General features: G+C 69.9%; 17 protein-coding genes. 10 read left to right on the top strand and 7 right to left on the bottom strand.

The window, feature by feature from the left end; genetic code table 11:
* Nucleotides 1-20 precede the first annotated feature (20 nt).
* Both P9K36_RS29215 and ubiA read left to right on the top strand, forming a co-directional pair.
* Complete coding sequence (locus P9K36_RS29215; protein WP_043353104.1) at nt 21-500, top strand: hypothetical protein; 480 nt, start codon at nt 21-23, stop codon at nt 498-500.
* A gap of 88 nt (nt 501-588) precedes the next feature.
* Nucleotides 589-1,536 (top strand): 4-hydroxybenzoate octaprenyltransferase, encoded by a 948-nt coding sequence (ubiA, locus tag P9K36_RS29210; protein WP_043353102.1) that lies wholly within the window; start codon nt 589-591, stop codon nt 1,534-1,536.
* Nucleotides 1,537-1,551: 15 nt separating this feature from the next.
* On the opposite strand, the gene P9K36_RS29205 is transcribed toward ubiA, so the two are convergent.
* Complete coding sequence (locus P9K36_RS29205; protein WP_043382683.1) at nt 1,552-2,007, bottom strand: DUF6101 family protein; 456 nt, start codon at nt 2,005-2,007, stop codon at nt 1,552-1,554.
* A gap of 421 nt (nt 2,008-2,428) precedes the next feature.
* Between P9K36_RS29205 and P9K36_RS29200 the strand changes: the two genes are divergently transcribed.
* Nucleotides 2,429-3,244 (top strand): 3'(2'),5'-bisphosphate nucleotidase CysQ, encoded by an 816-nt coding sequence (locus tag P9K36_RS29200; protein WP_111473212.1) that lies wholly within the window; start codon nt 2,429-2,431, stop codon nt 3,242-3,244.
* A gap of 35 nt (nt 3,245-3,279) precedes the next feature.
* Here the strand turns inward: P9K36_RS29200 and P9K36_RS29195 are convergent, their stop codons facing one another.
* Together P9K36_RS29195 and P9K36_RS29190 are read right to left on the bottom strand one after the other, a co-directional pair.
* The gene (locus P9K36_RS29195) at nt 3,280-3,516 is read right to left on the bottom strand and encodes a hypothetical protein (RefSeq protein WP_043353097.1); all 237 of its coding nucleotides are present in this window, start codon (nt 3,514-3,516) and stop codon (nt 3,280-3,282) included.
* Nucleotides 3,517-3,733: 217 nt separating this feature from the next.
* Complete coding sequence (locus P9K36_RS29190; RefSeq protein ID WP_010682786.1) at nt 3,734-3,943, bottom strand: cold-shock protein; 210 nt, start codon at nt 3,941-3,943, stop codon at nt 3,734-3,736.
* A 317-nt stretch (nt 3,944-4,260) separates the two neighbouring features.
* On the opposite strand from P9K36_RS29190, the gene P9K36_RS29185 reads away from it, so the two are divergent.
* Nucleotides 4,261-4,650 carry a hypothetical protein gene (locus tag P9K36_RS29185; RefSeq protein WP_043353095.1) on the top strand — a complete coding sequence of 130 codons (390 nt, stop codon included), beginning with the start codon at nt 4,261-4,263 and terminating at the stop codon, nt 4,648-4,650.
* A gap of 7 nt (nt 4,651-4,657) precedes the next feature.
* On the opposite strand, the gene P9K36_RS29180 is transcribed toward P9K36_RS29185, so the two are convergent.
* Complete coding sequence (locus P9K36_RS29180) at nt 4,658-4,861, bottom strand: hypothetical protein (RefSeq protein ID WP_043353093.1); 204 nt, start codon at nt 4,859-4,861, stop codon at nt 4,658-4,660.
* A 166-nt stretch (nt 4,862-5,027) separates the two neighbouring features.
* On the opposite strand from P9K36_RS29180, the gene P9K36_RS29175 reads away from it, so the two are divergent.
* Entirely contained in the window at nt 5,028-5,606 is a 579-nt protein-coding gene (locus P9K36_RS29175; RefSeq protein ID WP_043382680.1) for a type 1 glutamine amidotransferase domain-containing protein, read from the top strand.
* A 36-nt stretch (nt 5,607-5,642) separates the two neighbouring features.
* Here the strand turns inward: P9K36_RS29175 and P9K36_RS29170 are convergent, their stop codons facing one another.
* Nucleotides 5,643-7,298 carry a calcineurin-like phosphoesterase family protein gene (locus P9K36_RS29170; RefSeq protein ID WP_278306297.1) on the bottom strand — a complete coding sequence of 552 codons (1,656 nt, stop codon included), beginning with the start codon at nt 7,296-7,298 and terminating at the stop codon, nt 5,643-5,645.
* A gap of 215 nt (nt 7,299-7,513) precedes the next feature.
* A complete protein-coding gene (locus tag P9K36_RS29165; protein WP_043760317.1) occupies nt 7,514-8,812 on the bottom strand; it encodes a L,D-transpeptidase family protein in 1,299 nt (432 codons plus the stop codon).
* Nucleotides 8,813-9,041: 229 nt separating this feature from the next.
* Here P9K36_RS29165 and P9K36_RS29160 point away from each other — a divergent pair, with 229 nt between their 5' ends.
* The 5 genes from P9K36_RS29160 (at nt 9,042) to P9K36_RS29140 (ending at nt 13,823) form a co-directional block, all read left to right on the top strand.
* Nucleotides 9,042-9,419, top strand: a complete 378-nt coding sequence (locus tag P9K36_RS29160) for a hypothetical protein (RefSeq protein ID WP_043760315.1) — start codon at nt 9,042-9,044, stop codon at nt 9,417-9,419.
* Nucleotides 9,420-9,461: 42 nt separating this feature from the next.
* Nucleotides 9,462-10,436 carry a DUF1775 domain-containing protein gene (locus P9K36_RS29155; protein WP_043760313.1) on the top strand — a complete coding sequence of 325 codons (975 nt, stop codon included), beginning with the start codon at nt 9,462-9,464 and terminating at the stop codon, nt 10,434-10,436.
* Nucleotides 10,437-10,581: 145 nt separating this feature from the next.
* A complete protein-coding gene (locus P9K36_RS29150; RefSeq protein ID WP_043353080.1) occupies nt 10,582-10,914 on the top strand; it encodes a DUF2946 family protein in 333 nt (110 codons plus the stop codon).
* 44 nt (nt 10,915-10,958) lie between these two features.
* On the top strand, nt 10,959-13,097 hold the full coding sequence (locus P9K36_RS29145) for a TonB-dependent receptor (protein WP_043760309.1): 2,139 nt from the start codon (nt 10,959-10,961) through the stop codon (nt 13,095-13,097).
* 195 nt (nt 13,098-13,292) lie between these two features.
* Nucleotides 13,293-13,823: a DUF1465 family protein gene (locus P9K36_RS29140; protein ID WP_043353077.1), complete on the top strand. Its 531-nt coding sequence runs from the start codon at nt 13,293-13,295 to the stop codon at nt 13,821-13,823.
* Between the two features lie 12 nt (nt 13,824-13,835).
* On the opposite strand, the gene P9K36_RS29135 is transcribed toward P9K36_RS29140, so the two are convergent.
* Entirely contained in the window at nt 13,836-15,197 is a 1,362-nt protein-coding gene (locus P9K36_RS29135; protein ID WP_278306296.1) for a diguanylate cyclase, read from the bottom strand.
* Nucleotides 15,198-15,208 lie beyond the last annotated feature (11 nt).

Raw genomic sequence — 15,208 nt, 5'->3', positions numbered from 1 at the left:
GGCGTCGAGGGAGTCTCGGAATGGCGAAGGGGAGTCTGAAGCTGGGGGCGGCGGTGCTGGTCGGCACCGTCGTGTTCGGTACCGCCGCGTTCGCGCAGAGCGCGGCACCGGAATGCGGCGCCATCCAGAAGACCCTGGCCGAGCGCAAGGCACTGGTCGGCCGCGCCAATGCGGCGTCGCAGTCCAAGAAGAAGATGACCCCGCAGGAGGCCTGCGCCCTGTTCGGGAAGCTCCAGGCCAACGGCACCGAGGGCATCAAGTGGATCGCCGCCAACAAGGAATGGTGCTCGATCCCGGATTCCTTCGCGGAAGGCTTCAAGGCCGACCACGTGAAGGTCAGCGGCATCCGCACCAAGATCTGCAGCGTCGCCGCTCAGGCGACCAAGATGGAGGCGCAGGCCCGCGCACAGGCCCAGGCCCAGGCCGGCGGCGGCGGCGGCGGCCTGCTCGGCGGACCGGGCTTGACCGGCAGCTTCAAGCTGCCGCAGGGCGCTCTGTAAGATCGTCTGAGAGGATCACGGATCCGGCGCGGGTCCCCCCTCTGCAGCGATGGGGGACGCACGTGTGGCACGACCGGAGATCCGACCGATGAACGGGACGGCGCTTGACGACGGGCGGCCAGCCGATGCCGTCTCCGGTCACTGGGTCGACCGGCTGGCGCCCCGTTCCTGGCGTCCATACCTGCGCCTCGCCCGGATCGATCGGCCGATCGGCTGGTGGCTCCTCCTCCTGCCCTGCTGGTGGTCGGCCGCCCTGGCGGCGATCGCCGCGGATCAGGCCTTTCCCGATCCCTGGCACTGCCTCCTGTTCCTGATCGGCGCGGTGGCGATGCGCGGAGCGGGCTCGACCTACAACGACATCGCCGACCGAGACCTCGACGCGCAGGTCGAGCGCACGCGCCTGCGCCCCCTGCCCTCCGGTCAGGTCCGTCCGCGCCATGCTGCCCTTTTCCTGGTGATCCAGGCTCTGATCGGGCTGGCCGTCCTGCTGCAGTTCAACGCCGAGGCGGTGATCATCGGCCTCTGCTCGCTGCTGCCGGTGGCGATCTACCCGTTCATGAAACGGGTCATGCCGATGCCGCAGGCGGTTCTGGGCCTGGCCTTCGCCTGGGGAGCGCTGATGGGCTGGGCCGCCGTGTTCGCCCGCCTCGATCCGCCGGCGCTGCTGCTTTACGCGGGCGCCCTGTGCTGGATCATCGGATACGACACGATCTACGCGGTGCAGGATATCGAGGACGACGAGATCGCGGGGATCCGCTCGTCGGCGCGCCTGTTCGGCCGGCATGTGCGTCTCGCCGTCGGGCTCTGCTACGCGCTGGCGGCTGCCTTCGTGATGCTGGCGGCGCGCGGGGCCGGTGCGGGATTCGTCGGGTATCTGGGCGTCGCGGCCTTCGCCGGGCACCTCGCCTGGCAGGTCCTGTCGCTGCGGGAACGCGATGGGCGCGGGGCTCTGGCGCTGTTCCGGTCGAACCGGGATGCCGGGCTGCTTCTGTTCGTCGGCCTCACCGCCGACCTCGTGCTGCGCAATCTCGTCTAAGAGCGGTCGGCGCCCTCAGGTGCGGGCGATGATCTCGTTCTCGCCGCGGAAGATCTGCGGACGCGCCGGCAGCCGGCCGGTCTTGCGGCGGGCCAGGAACCGCGGGCGGCGGCGGCCGAGGCCTGCATGACGGCGGCGGATCCGGACCTGGCCGAGAATCAGCCGGCCGATCTGCTGCGAGACCGGGACCAGGAGGCCGTCCTCGCGGACGATCATCCGCGTCAGTCCGGCCCGCGCCGCGATGTCGCGCCACACGGCGACGACGTCGTCCTCCTCGAAGCTGCCGAGGCGCTGGAGCACGTCGCCTTCGGCATCCACCAGGATCAGGCTGAACCGGTCGGCCCCGGTGATCTCCGCATCCTCGGTGGCATAGGCGAGCGCGATCCCGACGGCGCGGCGCGCACCCGCGGCGCGACCGATCACCGGAAGCGGCGAAGCGACGAAACGGGGCGCGGTGTCAGCACCGTGCATCGGGTGTCCTGCGTGGCTTTTGTCCGTGGCCGGGGAAGTGTTCATCAGTCCGAGTCCCTGGAGCAAGTGGCGGTCCCTGTCGGGCCGTCCGTTATGCCAAGCAAAATCGCACCCGAACTCCTCCGCACCGCTTAAGAGCCGTCGTTAAGCGAATCTGGACAGCGCTGTCATTTGCGGAATGCTCAATGCTTCCTTGAATGCTCAACATTTCCTTGCCCAGACCGGTCGTTATCGAACGATCAACCAGCATCCTTGTGGCGCTGCGGGAGGCGCCGTACAACGGAGCGACCGGGCGCGCGATCCTCCGTGCCGGGTCTTCTCAGCCCGAGCGGGTGAGCCCAGGCGGGCCCGGACGTCCGCGTCACCGGACGGACGGGACAGCAAGGCCCTCGCGGGCCGCACGGATTCCACGCGGAGCGCGATGCCCGAGTCTCTCACCGACGATGCCGTATCCGCCCTCATGCCGGAGCTGCGCGCCGTGATGCGCGAGGCGGCCGACATCGCGCGGCCGTTCTTCAGGCTCGGCGGTCAGACTTCGGCCCGCATCTGGTCCAAGGCCGGCGGCTCGCCGGTGACCGAGGCGGACGTCGCGGTGGATGCCTTCCTGAAGGTGCGCCTGAGCGCCCTCGTGCCGCGCGCCGCGTGGCTGTCGGAGGAGACGGCCGACGACCCGGCCCGCCTCGGCCACGACCTCGTCTGGATCGTCGATCCGATCGACGGGACGCGGGCCTTCCTGTCGGGCCATCCGGATTGGTCGATCGCGGTTGCGCTCCTGTCGGGCGGCGAACCGCTGATCGGGTTCGTGCACGCGCCGGTGGGCAACGCCGATTACGAGGCGGTGCGCGGTCGCGGCGCGACGCGGAACGGCGAACCGATCCGCGTCGATGCACGGCAGCACCTGACGGGCGCCCGCATCACCGGCCCGAAGCCGATGCTCGACCGTCTGACCCGCGGCGCCGGTACGGAACCGGATTTCGAGGTGATCGCGCGGATCCCGTCTCTCGCCCTGCGGCTCGCCCGCGTGGCGGACGGAACGGTCGATATCGGGATGATTTCCGGCAATGCCCGCGATTGGGACCTTGCCGCCGCCGACCTCGTCCTGCGTGAGGCAGGGGGCGTGGTCTGCGATTTCGGGGGGGCGGCGACGCTCTACAACCGCCCCGACCCGGTGCACGGCGAGCTGCTCGCGGCACCGGTCGGCCTGCGCGACCCCGTCCTGTCCGCCTGGGACGTCTGAGGACGAGGCCCTGCGCAGACCGGCGGTCCGGCCTCTCAGGCCGCCGCCGCCTCGCGAAGCTTCACCGCGCCGGGCGCGAGCCCGAGGCGCTCGGCGAGATGCCAATGCAGCTCGCGCGGGGAATGGTAATTGTAGGATCGGTCGATCAGGTCGCTGACATCGACCCCGGTCTGCTCCGCGGTCTTGGCCCGGGCCAGCTTGCCCACCCGGAAGGTCGGCGCATCGGTCACGGGGGAACGGACGCCGCGGCGCCGTGTAAACTCGAACAACATCTGTGTCTTTTCTTCTCTGGACCGAACGTTGGCTGCGTCCGGCGTCGTTTCTGGGATATTGCCTCCGACGCGACCCGGACCGGGCGATCTTGCCCGGAATGGCAGCGTCGGAAGGGGGAACCGCTTCGGGCGGCCGCTTCGCGCGTCATGCGAGCCTTTCACCTGTACCGGCTGGCGCAAGGAAAGCCGCGTGAGGCGCCTTCAAATCCTGCGACGGTCAGGCCGCCTGCAGGTTGCCGGCGGCGTCCTTGCCGCTGCGCTTGTCCGTGAGGATCTCGTAAGTGATCCGCTGGCCTTCGATCAGGTTGCGCATCCCGGCGCGCTCGACTGCCGAGATGTGGACGAACACGTCCTTGCCGCCATCGTCGGGCTGGATGAAACCGTAGCCCTTGGTCTCATTGAACCACTTTACAGTGCCGGTATTCACGTAGTGTACCTCGTTCGTCCATAGGCCATCCGCGCGGCACGAGGGCCGCGTGATGCACCACGGTCTTTCTGGATTTGGCCAGTGCGGCGGGGCGCGAGTCGCTGAACCTTGAGCAGCGTCAGCCTCGGTGGAAAAGCCCCCCGAGGACGTATTTAAGCGCAGGCTGCGGCCGCAACAAGGCATGAGCGGCGTATCATCTGCGTCGCAGGCCGGAATCGGGAGGCGGCCGAGAGGCCCCGCCCCCTGTGATTCCGGGCGTTCACGATGCATATACGGAATGCGCTCAAGCAGTTAAGGCGCGTGGCTCTGGACGATACATGGCAGGCATCTCGGTCTCGCTGGACGGTGCGAACATCCAGCTGTCCTTCCAGAAGGACGATCAGGCGACGGCAGTGGTGATGGATGCCCGCGCCGCCCGGGCGCTGGTGCGCGCCGTCGGGCAACTTCTGACGGCGATCGACGACACGGACGAGCCCGACATGGCCGACGAGATGGGCGACGAAGAGGTCGCCATGCTCGACGTGACGTCGTCCGCGATCGAGATCGGCACCGATGACGAAGGCCAGGCCGTGGTCGCCCTTCAGGCTGGCGCGCTACCGCCCTTCCAGCTTCGCCTCACGGACGAAGAGGCCCGCCACGTGGTGACGAGCCTCTCCGAAATTCTCAGCGCGCCGCGCGACGTGCGAACCTCGCACGGCGGTCACTGACAGCATTTCACATGCGGGTGCCGGGATCGGTCGGCGTGCCCGGGAAGACGTCGGGTTCGGAGCCCGGGCCGCCGGGCTCTCCGATCCCCGGATCGTTCACCGGATAAGGCGTGCGCGGACCGGTCGGACCGATATCGGGCTCCTCATCGGGCGCCGGCGGGGGTGGCGGCAGGTCGCCGGGCGTGGGCTCGGGAAGACCGGGATTGGCCATGACGCGACTCCTGGCGGTTGGGGTGGTGACCAACGGGTCGCCCTCGCGGGAGTTCCGTTGACCGCACCGACATCCGGTTTCGGACGCGGCCGGGCGGCCGAGGGCCGCAGGAACAGGGCGAACGACCCTTTGTTAGCCGGGCAGATCCCCAAAGAGGACACCCGCCATGCCCGACATCCGCCAAGCCAAGATCCTGATCCTCGCCACCGACGGCTTCGAGGAGAGCGAATTGACCGTCCCGCAGGCCAAGCTGGCCCAGGCCGGCGCCACCGTGACCGTCGCCGCCCCGCAATCGCGCCAGAGCAAGGGTACGATCCGCGGCTGGGACAAGACCGACTGGGGCAAGGAGGTCGCGGTCGATACCGATCTGGAGCAGGTCGATCCCGCATCCTATGACGCCCTGGTCCTGCCGGGTGGTCAGATCAACCCGGACAAGCTCCGGTTGGAGCCCCGGGCGCTCGACGTGATCAGGAGCTTCCTCACATCCGGCAAGGTCGTGGCTGCGATCTGCCACGCCCCGTGGCTGCTGATCGAGACCGGCGCGGCCAAGGGCCGCGATCTGACCTCGTTCAGCTCGATCCGGACCGACGTGATCAATGCCGGCGGCCGCTGGCACGACAAGGAAGTCGTGACCGATCACGGCATCGTCACGAGCCGCAACCCGGGCGACCTCGACGCCTTCTGCGCGAAGGTCATCGAGGAGATCCAGGAGGGCGGCCACGGCGCCCGCCAGCTGGCGGCGTGACCCGCGCGGGCGCCGCCGAGCACGCGGCGCCCGGATTCAGCCGCGGCTGCGCTCGCCGGTGACTTCCAGCACCGTACAGCCGCGGATCGGGCGGCCGTACTCGTCCGTCCCCTCCACGATCACCCGGTGGGCCCCAGGGGCGAGATCGTCCGGAAGCCGCGCCGTCCAGATATGGGTCGAGGGCGTCGCCTTCACCCAGCTCTTCTTGGTCTCCGGGTAGCGCTCGTAGAGCTCGGTGACGAACGGGTCGAGGCGGCGGGTGCGCGCCATCGGCCGGGCCGGCGCCTCGCCGACCCGGAACGCGAGGTGCGTACGCGGGCCGCCGTCGAACACGTTCACCACCAGGGTCGTGTCGGGGAGCGCGTCCTGCGGCACCGGCGGCCGGAGGCCCTGCACGGGCCGGGTCCAGCGCACCACCTCCGGCGCGCCGGCCCGCAACTCGCTTTCGAACAGGATCCGCATGGTCTCGTCCGGCTGACCCTGCGCGGCGACGTAGCGCGACGTGTAGTCGGCGCCGCGGATCGACAGGACGTGGAACCCGTTCGGCGTGCCGTCGCGGCTGTCGGCGGAGGGGATGCCGGTGCGGGCGTCGGGACCGCTCCACCACGAGCCCGAGACGGCGGTCAGCACGTGATGGTGGTGCCCGTCGGCGAGGTAATGGTGCTCGGTCGTGTGGGTATGGCCGGCGAGGCTCAGAACCTTGCGGCCGGCGAGCAGCTCGAGGAGCGCGGCGCGGTCGGTGGTGGTGTTGCGCGGATCGTCCGGCGCGGTGTCGGTGTGCAGCGGGATGTGCATGGCCAGCACGATCAGGTCGTCCCGGGGGATCTCGGCCAGGAGGTTGCGCAGGAAGGTGAGGCTGCGTTCGCCGATCCGGCCTCGATAGGTGTTGGCGCCCACCGGCACGGGCGGCCCGAGCCACTCGACGTTGTCGAGCATCACGAACCAGGCCCGGCCGTGCCGGAACGCGTAGGTCGGCGCGCCGAACACCCGCTTCCACGTCTCGCGGCTGTAGCGCGCGTCCGGCGCCTGCATGTTGAGATCGTGATTGCCCGGCAGATTGTACCAGGGCAGACCGATCCGCCCGACGATGCGGTTGGACCGCCCGTAGAGCGACAGGTCGTCGAACAGCACGTCGCCGGTGGTCAGGCCGAAGGCCGCGGGGATCGCCATGGCGCGGGCGACCGCCGTGTCCCGCACATGGTCGAGTTCGAACCGGCTCTCGGGCTGGGGATCGGTGAACAGCACGACGTCGAAGTCCGTCGTCTCGTCCACGCGGGTCAGGGTGAAGTCGATCGAGGCCGGGAGCGGCCCGGTGGGCGCGAGCCCGCGATAGCGCAGGCCCAGCTCGGCGGGCGTGCCCCCGGGCTGGTGGATGTAGGAATGGCGCGGCACGTTGTCGGCGTCGCGCGGCAGGGCGTAGCCCGGCGGCTTGATCACGAAGACCGCCCCGTCGCCCGACATCGGCAGGCGGTAGCGGCCCTGATCGTCCGTGCGAACGACCTCGCGACCGTTGGACACCAGCACACCCGGCAACGGGACTGGGTCCCCGCCGGCCGCATCGCGCGCGGAGACGATCCCGGTGGCCTCGGCGGCCTCCTGCGCGCCGGCCCGGCCCGCGACGAGGCCCAGGGCGGCGGCGCCCGCCATGGTGCTCCGGCGGGTCAGGCCTCCGGATTGAGTATCGCGCGACATGGATGGCTCCTGCACGGCTTCGCGGCGCGTCGTCTCGCGGGAGGCCGGCAACCGGCATCCTGGACGTAGCGACCCGCGGCCAAGCAGACGCGTTTGACTTCCGGATGACAGAAGCGGCCCCGAACGCACGAGGCCCGCGCCTCGGCGGAGGTGCGGGCCTCGGATCGGGTTCGATGGGCGGGCGCCGCCGGAGGCGGCCGGCGCCCGCGGAACGACTACTCTTCGTCGCCGGGCTCGAAGGTCTGCGGCATCGGCTCGGCGCTGGCGACCGGGGTCGGTGCGCCGATGGTCGAGGGGACGTTCACGCCGTCGCGCTTGTAGATGTCGTCGCGGAACTGGACGATGCCATCCGGGGTCGACCAGGCGGTGATGTAGGTCCAGTAGACCGGCACCGGCTGGGCGATGTTGGCGTCGACGCGCTTGCCGCTCTCGATCGCCTCCTCGACCTTCTGGCGGTCCCAGCCGGGCGTGTCCTTCAGCAGCCACGTGATGTACTCGCGCACGTTCTGCACGCGCACGCAGCCCGAGGAGATGAAGCGGAAGTCGTCGCCGAACACGCCCTTGGTGTTCGTGTCGTGCATGAACACGCCGTAGGGGTTCGGGATGTTGATGCGGACGATGCCCATCGAGTTGAAGTCGGCGCCCGAATCCTGCCGGTAGGTGTAGCGGGTGCCCTCATCCGAGAACCAGTTCACCGACTTCGGCGAGATCTCGGAGCCGTTCGACAGGATCCGGATCTTGTTGTCCGTGAGGTAGTTCGGATCCTTCTGCATCTTCGGGATCAGGTCCTTCTTCACGATGGAAGCCGGGACCGTCCAGGTCGGGTTGAAATTGATCTGCGTCGCCTTGGTGTTCATGATCGGCGACTGGCGGTCGATCTTGCCGACGCCGGCGGCGTGGAGCGTCACGACCTGACCGTTCTCGACCGTCTCGACGAGCGCGGCCGGGATGTTGGTGATCACGAAGCGCCGGCCGAGATCGCCCGAGTAGGAGCGCAGGCGCACGACGTTGATCTCGAGCTGGCGGAGGCGCACCTCGGCCGGGACGTTCATGGCCTGCTGGGTGGCCATCGTCATCGCGCCGGTCTGGCTGAGGCCGTGACGGGCCTGGAACCGCTTCACGCCCGCGGCGACGTACGAATCGTACACGCCCGAGCCACCGGCGGCCGGATCGAGGTCGCCGGTGACGATCAGGCGCTGGCGGATGGCCGCCACGGCCGGGCCGCGCGAGCCGACCCGCAGATGGTCGGCGCCGGAAACCTGACGCCAGCCGCCGCGGGCGACGATGTCCTTGTAGCGCTCCACCATCTGCTCGGTGGACGTCACGGTCTGCGGCGAGAGGATCGGAACCGTCTCGCGCTGCACCTGCATGCCGGCGGGTGAAGCGTAGTCCTGCGCCCACTCGGCCTGGGCATAGTTGCCCTGATCGCGGGCTTGGGCGGCGCCGAAGCCCAGCGCGCCGAAAGCGGCGACGCTCAGGATTGCGGTGAACCGGTTTTGTGCCTTCTTGCGCATCGGTCGCTGGCTCTGGTCCGGGGTTCGTCAGATCGTGACGGGAGCGGATTGTCTCGTGCGCCACGGTGTCGGGATGGCGTTAAGACTCCCTATCGAAGGGGCCGGAATGTGGCATCGCCGTGCGCCAGCGCACGCAGCGTCCCGGTGCGGCACCCTGGCAACAGCCTAAGGCGGCCCGGTGTGGCAGGGATGCCATAGCGGTCCGGTTCGGACGGTGCGCGGGAGCAGCATGGATTCGGGCGAGGCCCTTTCGGATCGACGTGTCGGGCCGGCCCTGCGGGCCGTGATCGCCGTGCTGGCGCTCTACGCCCTGCTGCTCCAGGCCTTCCTCGGCGGCCTGATGCCGTGGCCGGCGACGACCGACGGCCTCTGCGCGCAGCATTCCAACGCGGCGGCCATACCGGGAGCGCCCGTTCCCCACAGCCATGGCGATTGCTGCACGGCGGCCCAGGCCACCGGGCCGGCGCTTCCGCCGCGACCGGCCGTGACCGCACTCCGGTGGGCCGCGGCCGCGGATCTTCATCCAGCCTGGCCCCTCACCGGCAGCATCGGCGCCCGCGCCCCGCCCGGCACAATTGCCTCCCCCCGGGGGCCGCCGACCGCCTGAGCGATCACCATCTCTCGGATCCCTCAGGACGGATAAACTCCCATGAAGACCCTTGTCTCGGCCGCCCTCGGCCTCGGGCTGCTCGCTTCCGCGGCGCAGGCTCACGCAGTGCTGGAACGCAAGCAGGCCGCCCCCGGCGCCGCGTATCGCGGCGTCGTCCAGATCATGCACGGCTGCAACGGCAAGCCGACCACCCGCGTGAGCGTCAGCATCCCGGAGGGCCTCGTCGGCGCCAAGCCGATGCCGAAGCCCGGCTGGACCCTCGCCACGACGCGCGGCCCCTACGCCAAGACCTACGCGACCCATCACGGCACGGCCTCTGAGGGCGTGACGGCGATCACCTGGAGCGGCGGCTCCCTGCCGGACGACCAAGTCGACGAGTTCACGTTCCTGGCGCAGGTGGCCGGCACGTTCGAGCCCGGCGCGACCGTCTACGTCCCGGTCCAGCAGGATTGCTCGGAGGGCGGCTATTCCTGGTCGGAGATCCCCAAGGCCGGCCAGGACGCCCATGACCTGAAGGCGGCGGCACCGTCCTTCCGGATCGTCCAGGTGGCTCAGGCCGGCGGCGCACCGGCCGCGGCGACGCCCGCCGCCGGCTCGACCGTGAAGGCCGGGGACCTGACGATCGAGACGCCGTGGCTGCGCGCCACGCCGAACGGCGCCAAGGTCGCGGGCGGGTATGTGCGCATCACCAATACCGGGAGCACGCCCGACACACTCACGGGCGCGACGGTGCCCTTTGCCAAGAGCAGCGACATCCACTCCATGTCGATGGAGGGCGGCGTCATGAAGATGGCACCGGTCTCGGACGGCCTGACGATCAAGCCCGGCGAGACCGTGGAGCTCAAGCCCGGCGGCTACCACCTGATGTTCGAGGGGCTCACCGGCGCGCCGAAGGCCGGCGAGACCGTCGCGGGGACGCTCACCTTCCAGCGGGCGGGCGCCGTGCCGGTGACCTTCACGGTGGCCCCGATCGGCGCGGGCGCGCCGAGCGGACAGCATCAGCACCAGCACTAGCCGCCCGACAGGGAGCATCGGCCGCCGGGCGACCGACGTGAGAAGGGAGAACCCACGAGGCCGGGCCGCCACGGCGCCCGGCCTGCGCGGCCGCGCGGATCGTCGGGACGTTCCCGCACGGTCGGTCCGTGCATGCGCTCGGGTCGTGGCGTTCCTCGCCCTCTACGCCCTGGCGCTGCAGGGCATCCTCGGCGGGATCGCCTCGGCCAATGCGGGACCGGACCATATCCTGTGCCTCGACGATGGCGGCCAAACAGATCGGGCACCGGCCGGCAAGCAGTTGCCGGCTCATCACCACGGGGATTGCTGCGTCGCCTGTCACGCGGCGGGGCCAGCCACCCTCCCCGCGCCCTCGACCGTGACGGCCGTCCCCCTCGCCCGTCCGGTCGCGGCCGCCGGCCCGCGGCCGCAGCGCGTCGCTTTCCCGCGGGCGCCGCCACGTCCCGGCCTCGGAGCCCGCGCCCCACCCGTCGTCTGACCGATCGCCGCCCGCCCCCGATCATCAGACACGGATTCTGCCCCATGCCCCGCCTGTTCCGGGCCGGCCGACGCGCCGCGCTCCTCCTCTCCGCCTGCGCGACGCCGGCCGCAGCGCAACCTCAGTCATCGGCCGCCTCGGTCACCCTGTCCGAACTCAGCGTCGTCGGCGCCGCCGCGACGGACGCGCCTTCGGGCGAGACCCGCGGCTCGCTCTCGGTGCCGAGCGTCGACCGCCAGCGGGCCGCCCTCGCGGGAACCGTCGGGTCCGTAGCCTTCGTCGACGCCGCGACGCTCCAGGACCGCTACGCCAACACGCTTCGCGACGTGCTCAAGGACGTGCCGGGCGTCTACGTGCAGGAGCGCTACGGGCAGGAGCTGCGCCTGTCGGTCCGCGGCTCCGGCATCGCCCGCGCCTTTCACCTGCGCGGCATCGAGCTGCTGCAGGACGGGATCCCGCTCAACCTCGCGGACGGGAGCGGCGACTTCTATCAGGTCGATCCGCTCGCCCTGCGCTCGGTGGAGGTCTACAAGGGCGGCAACGCCCTCACCTTCGGGGCAACGACCTTGGGCGGCGCCGTCAACGTCGTGACGCCCACGGCCTACACGGCGCTGGCGCCCAACATCCTGCGGGTCGATGGCGGCAGCTTCGGCACGATCCGCGAACAGGCCCAGATGTCCCGCATCGACGGGCCGCTCGACGTGCTGGTCAACGCGACGCTGACCAATTCCGACGGGTTCCGTGCCCACGAGGCGCAGGCCACGAAGAACTTCAACGTCAATATCGGCTACCGGATCGCCCCCGACATCGAGACCCGCTTCTATCTCGGCACCTATCTCACCGACCAGAAGCTCCCGGGCACCCTGACCCTCGGCCAGAGCCTCACGACGCCGACGCTGGCCAATCCCGCCGCCATCACGGGCAACCAGTCCCGCAAGGTCGAGACGGAGCGCATCGCGAACCGCACCTCGTTCCTCCTCGACGTGGGCAAGCTCGACGTCGACACCTGGGCGATCCACAAGAGCCTGTACCATCCGATCTTCCAGGCGATCGACCAGGATGGCTGGACCTACGGGATCAGCCCGCACTGGGCCGGGACCTTCGATCTCGGCGGCTTCCGCGACGACGTCGTCCTCGGGCTGCGCGCCTTCGCGGGCCAGAACTCCGCGCTGCAATTCGTCAATGTCCGCGGACAGCGGGGGGCGCAGACGCTGAATTCCCTCCAAAGCGCGTCGAGCGTCGAGGCCTATGGCGAGAACCGCTTCTGGTTCCTGCCGGACGTGGCGCTGATGACCGGCGCGAAGGCGTTCTCGTCGAACCGGACCTTCAGCGACAAGGGCGGCCTGCCGGGCAACCCGAGGCCGCGCTTCGCCGATGTGACCTACGAGGGGCTCAACCCGAAGGTCGGCCTGCTGTGGCAGCCGCGGCCCGACATCCAGGTCTTCGGCGACGTCGTCCGGTCCCGGGACGTGCCGGATTTCTCCGATCTCGTTCAGCAGAACCTCCTGAGCACCACCTTCGTACCCCTGCGGGCGCAGCGCGCCTGGACCTACGAGGCCGGCGCCCGCGGGCGCTTCGGCCGCCTCGCCTTCGACGTGACGCTCTATCGGTCGGACCTGCGCGACGAGCTGATCAACTTCGCGACCAATCCCGGCCTCAACATTCCGGCCGCCACCTTCAACACGCCCCGCTCCGTCCACCAGGGCGTCGAGGCGGCCGTCACCCTGGACCTCGTCCGCGATCTCGCCGGGACCGGCGACGGGGTCAGCCTGACCCAGATCTGGACCCACAACGACTTCCGGTTCGTCGGCGACCCGGTCTTCGGCAACAACCGCATCGCCGGGATCCCGGCGGACGTGCTGCGGACGGTCCTGACCTACCGGCACCCGAGCGGCTTCCACGTCGCGCCGTCGCTCGACTGGGTCCCGCAGGGCGCCTTCGCGGATCACGCCAACACCCTGCGGGTGCCGGGCTACGCCCTGCTCGGCGTCGAGGCCGGCATCGATTTCGCCGACGGCGTCGCCCTGTTCGTGGATGCCCGCAATCTCACGAATGCCCGCTACGTCTCGGACATCGCCGTGGTCGCAAACGCCGCCGCGACGGCCGGCGGAGCGGGCGCGCTGGCGGCGTTCTATCCCGGCAGCGGCCGCAGCGTCTTCGGAGGGATCCGGGCCGCGTTCTGAGGCGTTCTCCGCCCCCGGACCCGAAACCCTTCTCCCAACCCTTCTCCAGGCACCGGACGGCGGGTTAAGGTTAAAAAAACATGAACCCTGCTGTTCGGGCCAATCGGCGCTAGGATTGCGGTGTCGTCCGAAAGCCAAGGACGGAGCGTCCCGGATCGGAACGAGCCGGGCCGTCGGACGGCACAGGAGAGGCAGATGAACGGCTTCGATGTCACGTTTCGGGACGATCAGGACTGGATCGATTTCGGCAGGTCCTACGTCAACTCGGACGCCTTCAAGGCGCTGTTCCGCGACGGGATGACCCTGGTCGAGGAGACCGCCGCATATCTCGACGGCGAAGGCCGCGACGAGTCGCGTCTGGTCTCCCGCGACGCGACCCTCAGCTACGCGGCCGAGAGCATGCGCCTGACCACGCTGCTGATGCAGATCGCCTCTTGGCTCTTGGTGCAGCGCGCGGTCGCCGAAGGCGAGATGACCCCGGCGGAGGCCCTTCAGGAGAAGCACCGCGTCAAGCTCGGCACGGCGGAGCCGCCGAAGCAGCAGGATTTCAACCTGCTGCCGATGCGCCTCCAGCAGCTGATCGTGCGCGCCCGGCGCCTGCACAGCCGCATCCTGCACCTCGACGCGCTGATCGCCGAGGACCGGCCGACCCCGGTCCCCGTCGAGAGCCCGGTGGCCCAGCAGCAGGGCCTGCTGCGGATGGCGTTCCGGATGGCCGAGGGCTGATCGCCTGAAGCCTCAGCCCGCGAATCGGAAGGTGTTCCGGCCCTGCGCCTTCGCACGGTACAGGGCGCGGTCCGCGCTGTTGTAGAGGCTCAGCGGATCGTGGCCGTCGGCGGGCGCCAGGGCGATCCCGACGCTGAGGCTCACCGAGAGGGTATGCCCCTCGAGCTCGATGGGCTGCTCCACGGTGCCGATCAGGCGCTCGGCGAGGGCGGAAGCGCTCTCGGGCTGCTCGGCCTCGGTTTGGATGATCACGAACTCGTCGCCCCCGATCCGCGCCAGCATGTCTTCCGTGCGGATGACGGCCTGAAGTCGGGCTGCGACGATCCGGAGCAGCGCGTCGCCGACCGAGTGGCCGTGGGTGTCGTTCACAGCCTTGAAGCGGTCGATGTCCAGGCAGAACAGCGCGAAGGTGGCGCCGTGCCGGCGGACACGGGCAATCTCCGCGTCCAGACGGTCGTGGAACAGCGTTCGATTGGCGAGCCCGGTCAGGGGATCGTGGCACGCCATGTGGGCGATCTTCGCCTCGGCCTCCTTACGGGCGGTGATGTCCAGGCTGAGACCGACGACCGCGGTGACGGCACCGGCCGCGTCGGTCTCCACCTGCCCGAGGCCGGTGATCCAGCGCACCCGGCCATCCGGCAGGAGAACGCGGAAATCCGTGACGACTTTCGTTCGCCCGGCAATGGCCGCCCCGAGATCCCGCAAGGTCCGCTCGGCATCGTCGGGATGGATACGCGGTCGCCAGTCGCGCTCGACGTCGATCTCGATGGGCTGGTCGCCGAAGCCGTGGTGACGCGCCATCTGCTCCGAGAGCTGGGCGCGCCCCGTCCGGACACAGTAGCGCCAGGTTCCGGCATCGGCGGCCTGCAGGGCAGGATCGAGAAGCAGCGTCTTCTCGGCGAGCTGCTCGTTGGCCATGCGCAGGCTGGTCTCACGCTGGAGCTCGACCATGAGCCGCCGCGTGGATTGCGCCAACGCCGCGTTGGCGTCCGAGGCCCGCCGCATCCTCTCGATGAGGATCAGGTTGATGCCCACGACGATCCCGAACAGGATCAGGGCGATGGCGGCCGACGATGCGCCCGTGGCTGGAAGGTTCGACGGCAGCACGGCGTACCACACGGCCACGCCCGATAGGATCGTGCAGACGAGTGCCGGACCGAGACCGCAGAAATAGGCGGTGAGGATGACCGCGGGATAGAAGGTGATGAACGGAAGGCCGGGCGGAAGCGCCGCACGCGCAGCCAGCGCGCAGAGCACCGCGGCAATCGCGATGGCGTAGCCGTAACGTGCCGCCCGCGGCTCGCGGCGCTCGATCGAGAGAGTCCGGTCGACGTTTGCGCGGTCGACATGCTCTATCGACGGAGCCCCACTCATCGTTGCAACCG

The organism is Methylobacterium sp. 391_Methyba4, from assembly GCF_029691625.1.
GTDB lineage: Bacteria > Pseudomonadota > Alphaproteobacteria > Rhizobiales > Beijerinckiaceae > Methylobacterium > Methylobacterium fujisawaense.
This window is presented reverse-complemented; position numbering and strand designations above follow the sequence as displayed.

Excerpts from the sequence above, each read along its gene's own strand:
- P9K36_RS29135 (WP_278306296.1), bottom strand. The coding sequence starts at position 15,197 with ATGAGTGGGGCTCCGTCGATAGAGCATGTCGACCGCGCAAACGTCGAC.
- P9K36_RS29140 (WP_043353077.1), top strand. The coding sequence starts at position 13,293 with ATGAACGGCTTCGATGTCACGTTTCGGGACGATCAGGACTGGATCGAT.
- P9K36_RS29180 (WP_043353093.1), bottom strand. The coding sequence starts at position 4,861 with ATGGCCAATCCCGGTCTTCCCGAGCCCACGCCCGGCGACCTGCCGCCA.
- P9K36_RS29170 (WP_278306297.1), bottom strand. The coding sequence starts at position 7,298 with ATGTCGCGCGATACTCAATCCGGAGGCCTGACCCGCCGGAGCACCATG.
- P9K36_RS29155 (WP_043760313.1), top strand. The coding sequence starts at position 9,462 with ATGAAGACCCTTGTCTCGGCCGCCCTCGGCCTCGGGCTGCTCGCTTCC.
- P9K36_RS29200 (WP_111473212.1), top strand. The coding sequence starts at position 2,429 with ATGCCCGAGTCTCTCACCGACGATGCCGTATCCGCCCTCATGCCGGAG.
- ubiA (WP_043353102.1), top strand. The coding sequence starts at position 589 with ATGAACGGGACGGCGCTTGACGACGGGCGGCCAGCCGATGCCGTCTCC.
- P9K36_RS29185 (WP_043353095.1), top strand. The coding sequence starts at position 4,261 with ATGGCAGGCATCTCGGTCTCGCTGGACGGTGCGAACATCCAGCTGTCC.
- P9K36_RS29165 (WP_043760317.1), bottom strand. The coding sequence starts at position 8,812 with ATGCGCAAGAAGGCACAAAACCGGTTCACCGCAATCCTGAGCGTCGCC.
- P9K36_RS29160 (WP_043760315.1), top strand. The coding sequence starts at position 9,042 with ATGGATTCGGGCGAGGCCCTTTCGGATCGACGTGTCGGGCCGGCCCTG.
- P9K36_RS29215 (WP_043353104.1), top strand. The coding sequence starts at position 21 with ATGGCGAAGGGGAGTCTGAAGCTGGGGGCGGCGGTGCTGGTCGGCACC.
- P9K36_RS29175 (WP_043382680.1), top strand. The coding sequence starts at position 5,028 with ATGCCCGACATCCGCCAAGCCAAGATCCTGATCCTCGCCACCGACGGC.
- P9K36_RS29145 (WP_043760309.1), top strand. The coding sequence starts at position 10,959 with ATGCCCCGCCTGTTCCGGGCCGGCCGACGCGCCGCGCTCCTCCTCTCC.
- P9K36_RS29195 (WP_043353097.1), bottom strand. The coding sequence starts at position 3,516 with ATGTTGTTCGAGTTTACACGGCGCCGCGGCGTCCGTTCCCCCGTGACC.
- P9K36_RS29205 (WP_043382683.1), bottom strand. The coding sequence starts at position 2,007 with ATGCACGGTGCTGACACCGCGCCCCGTTTCGTCGCTTCGCCGCTTCCG.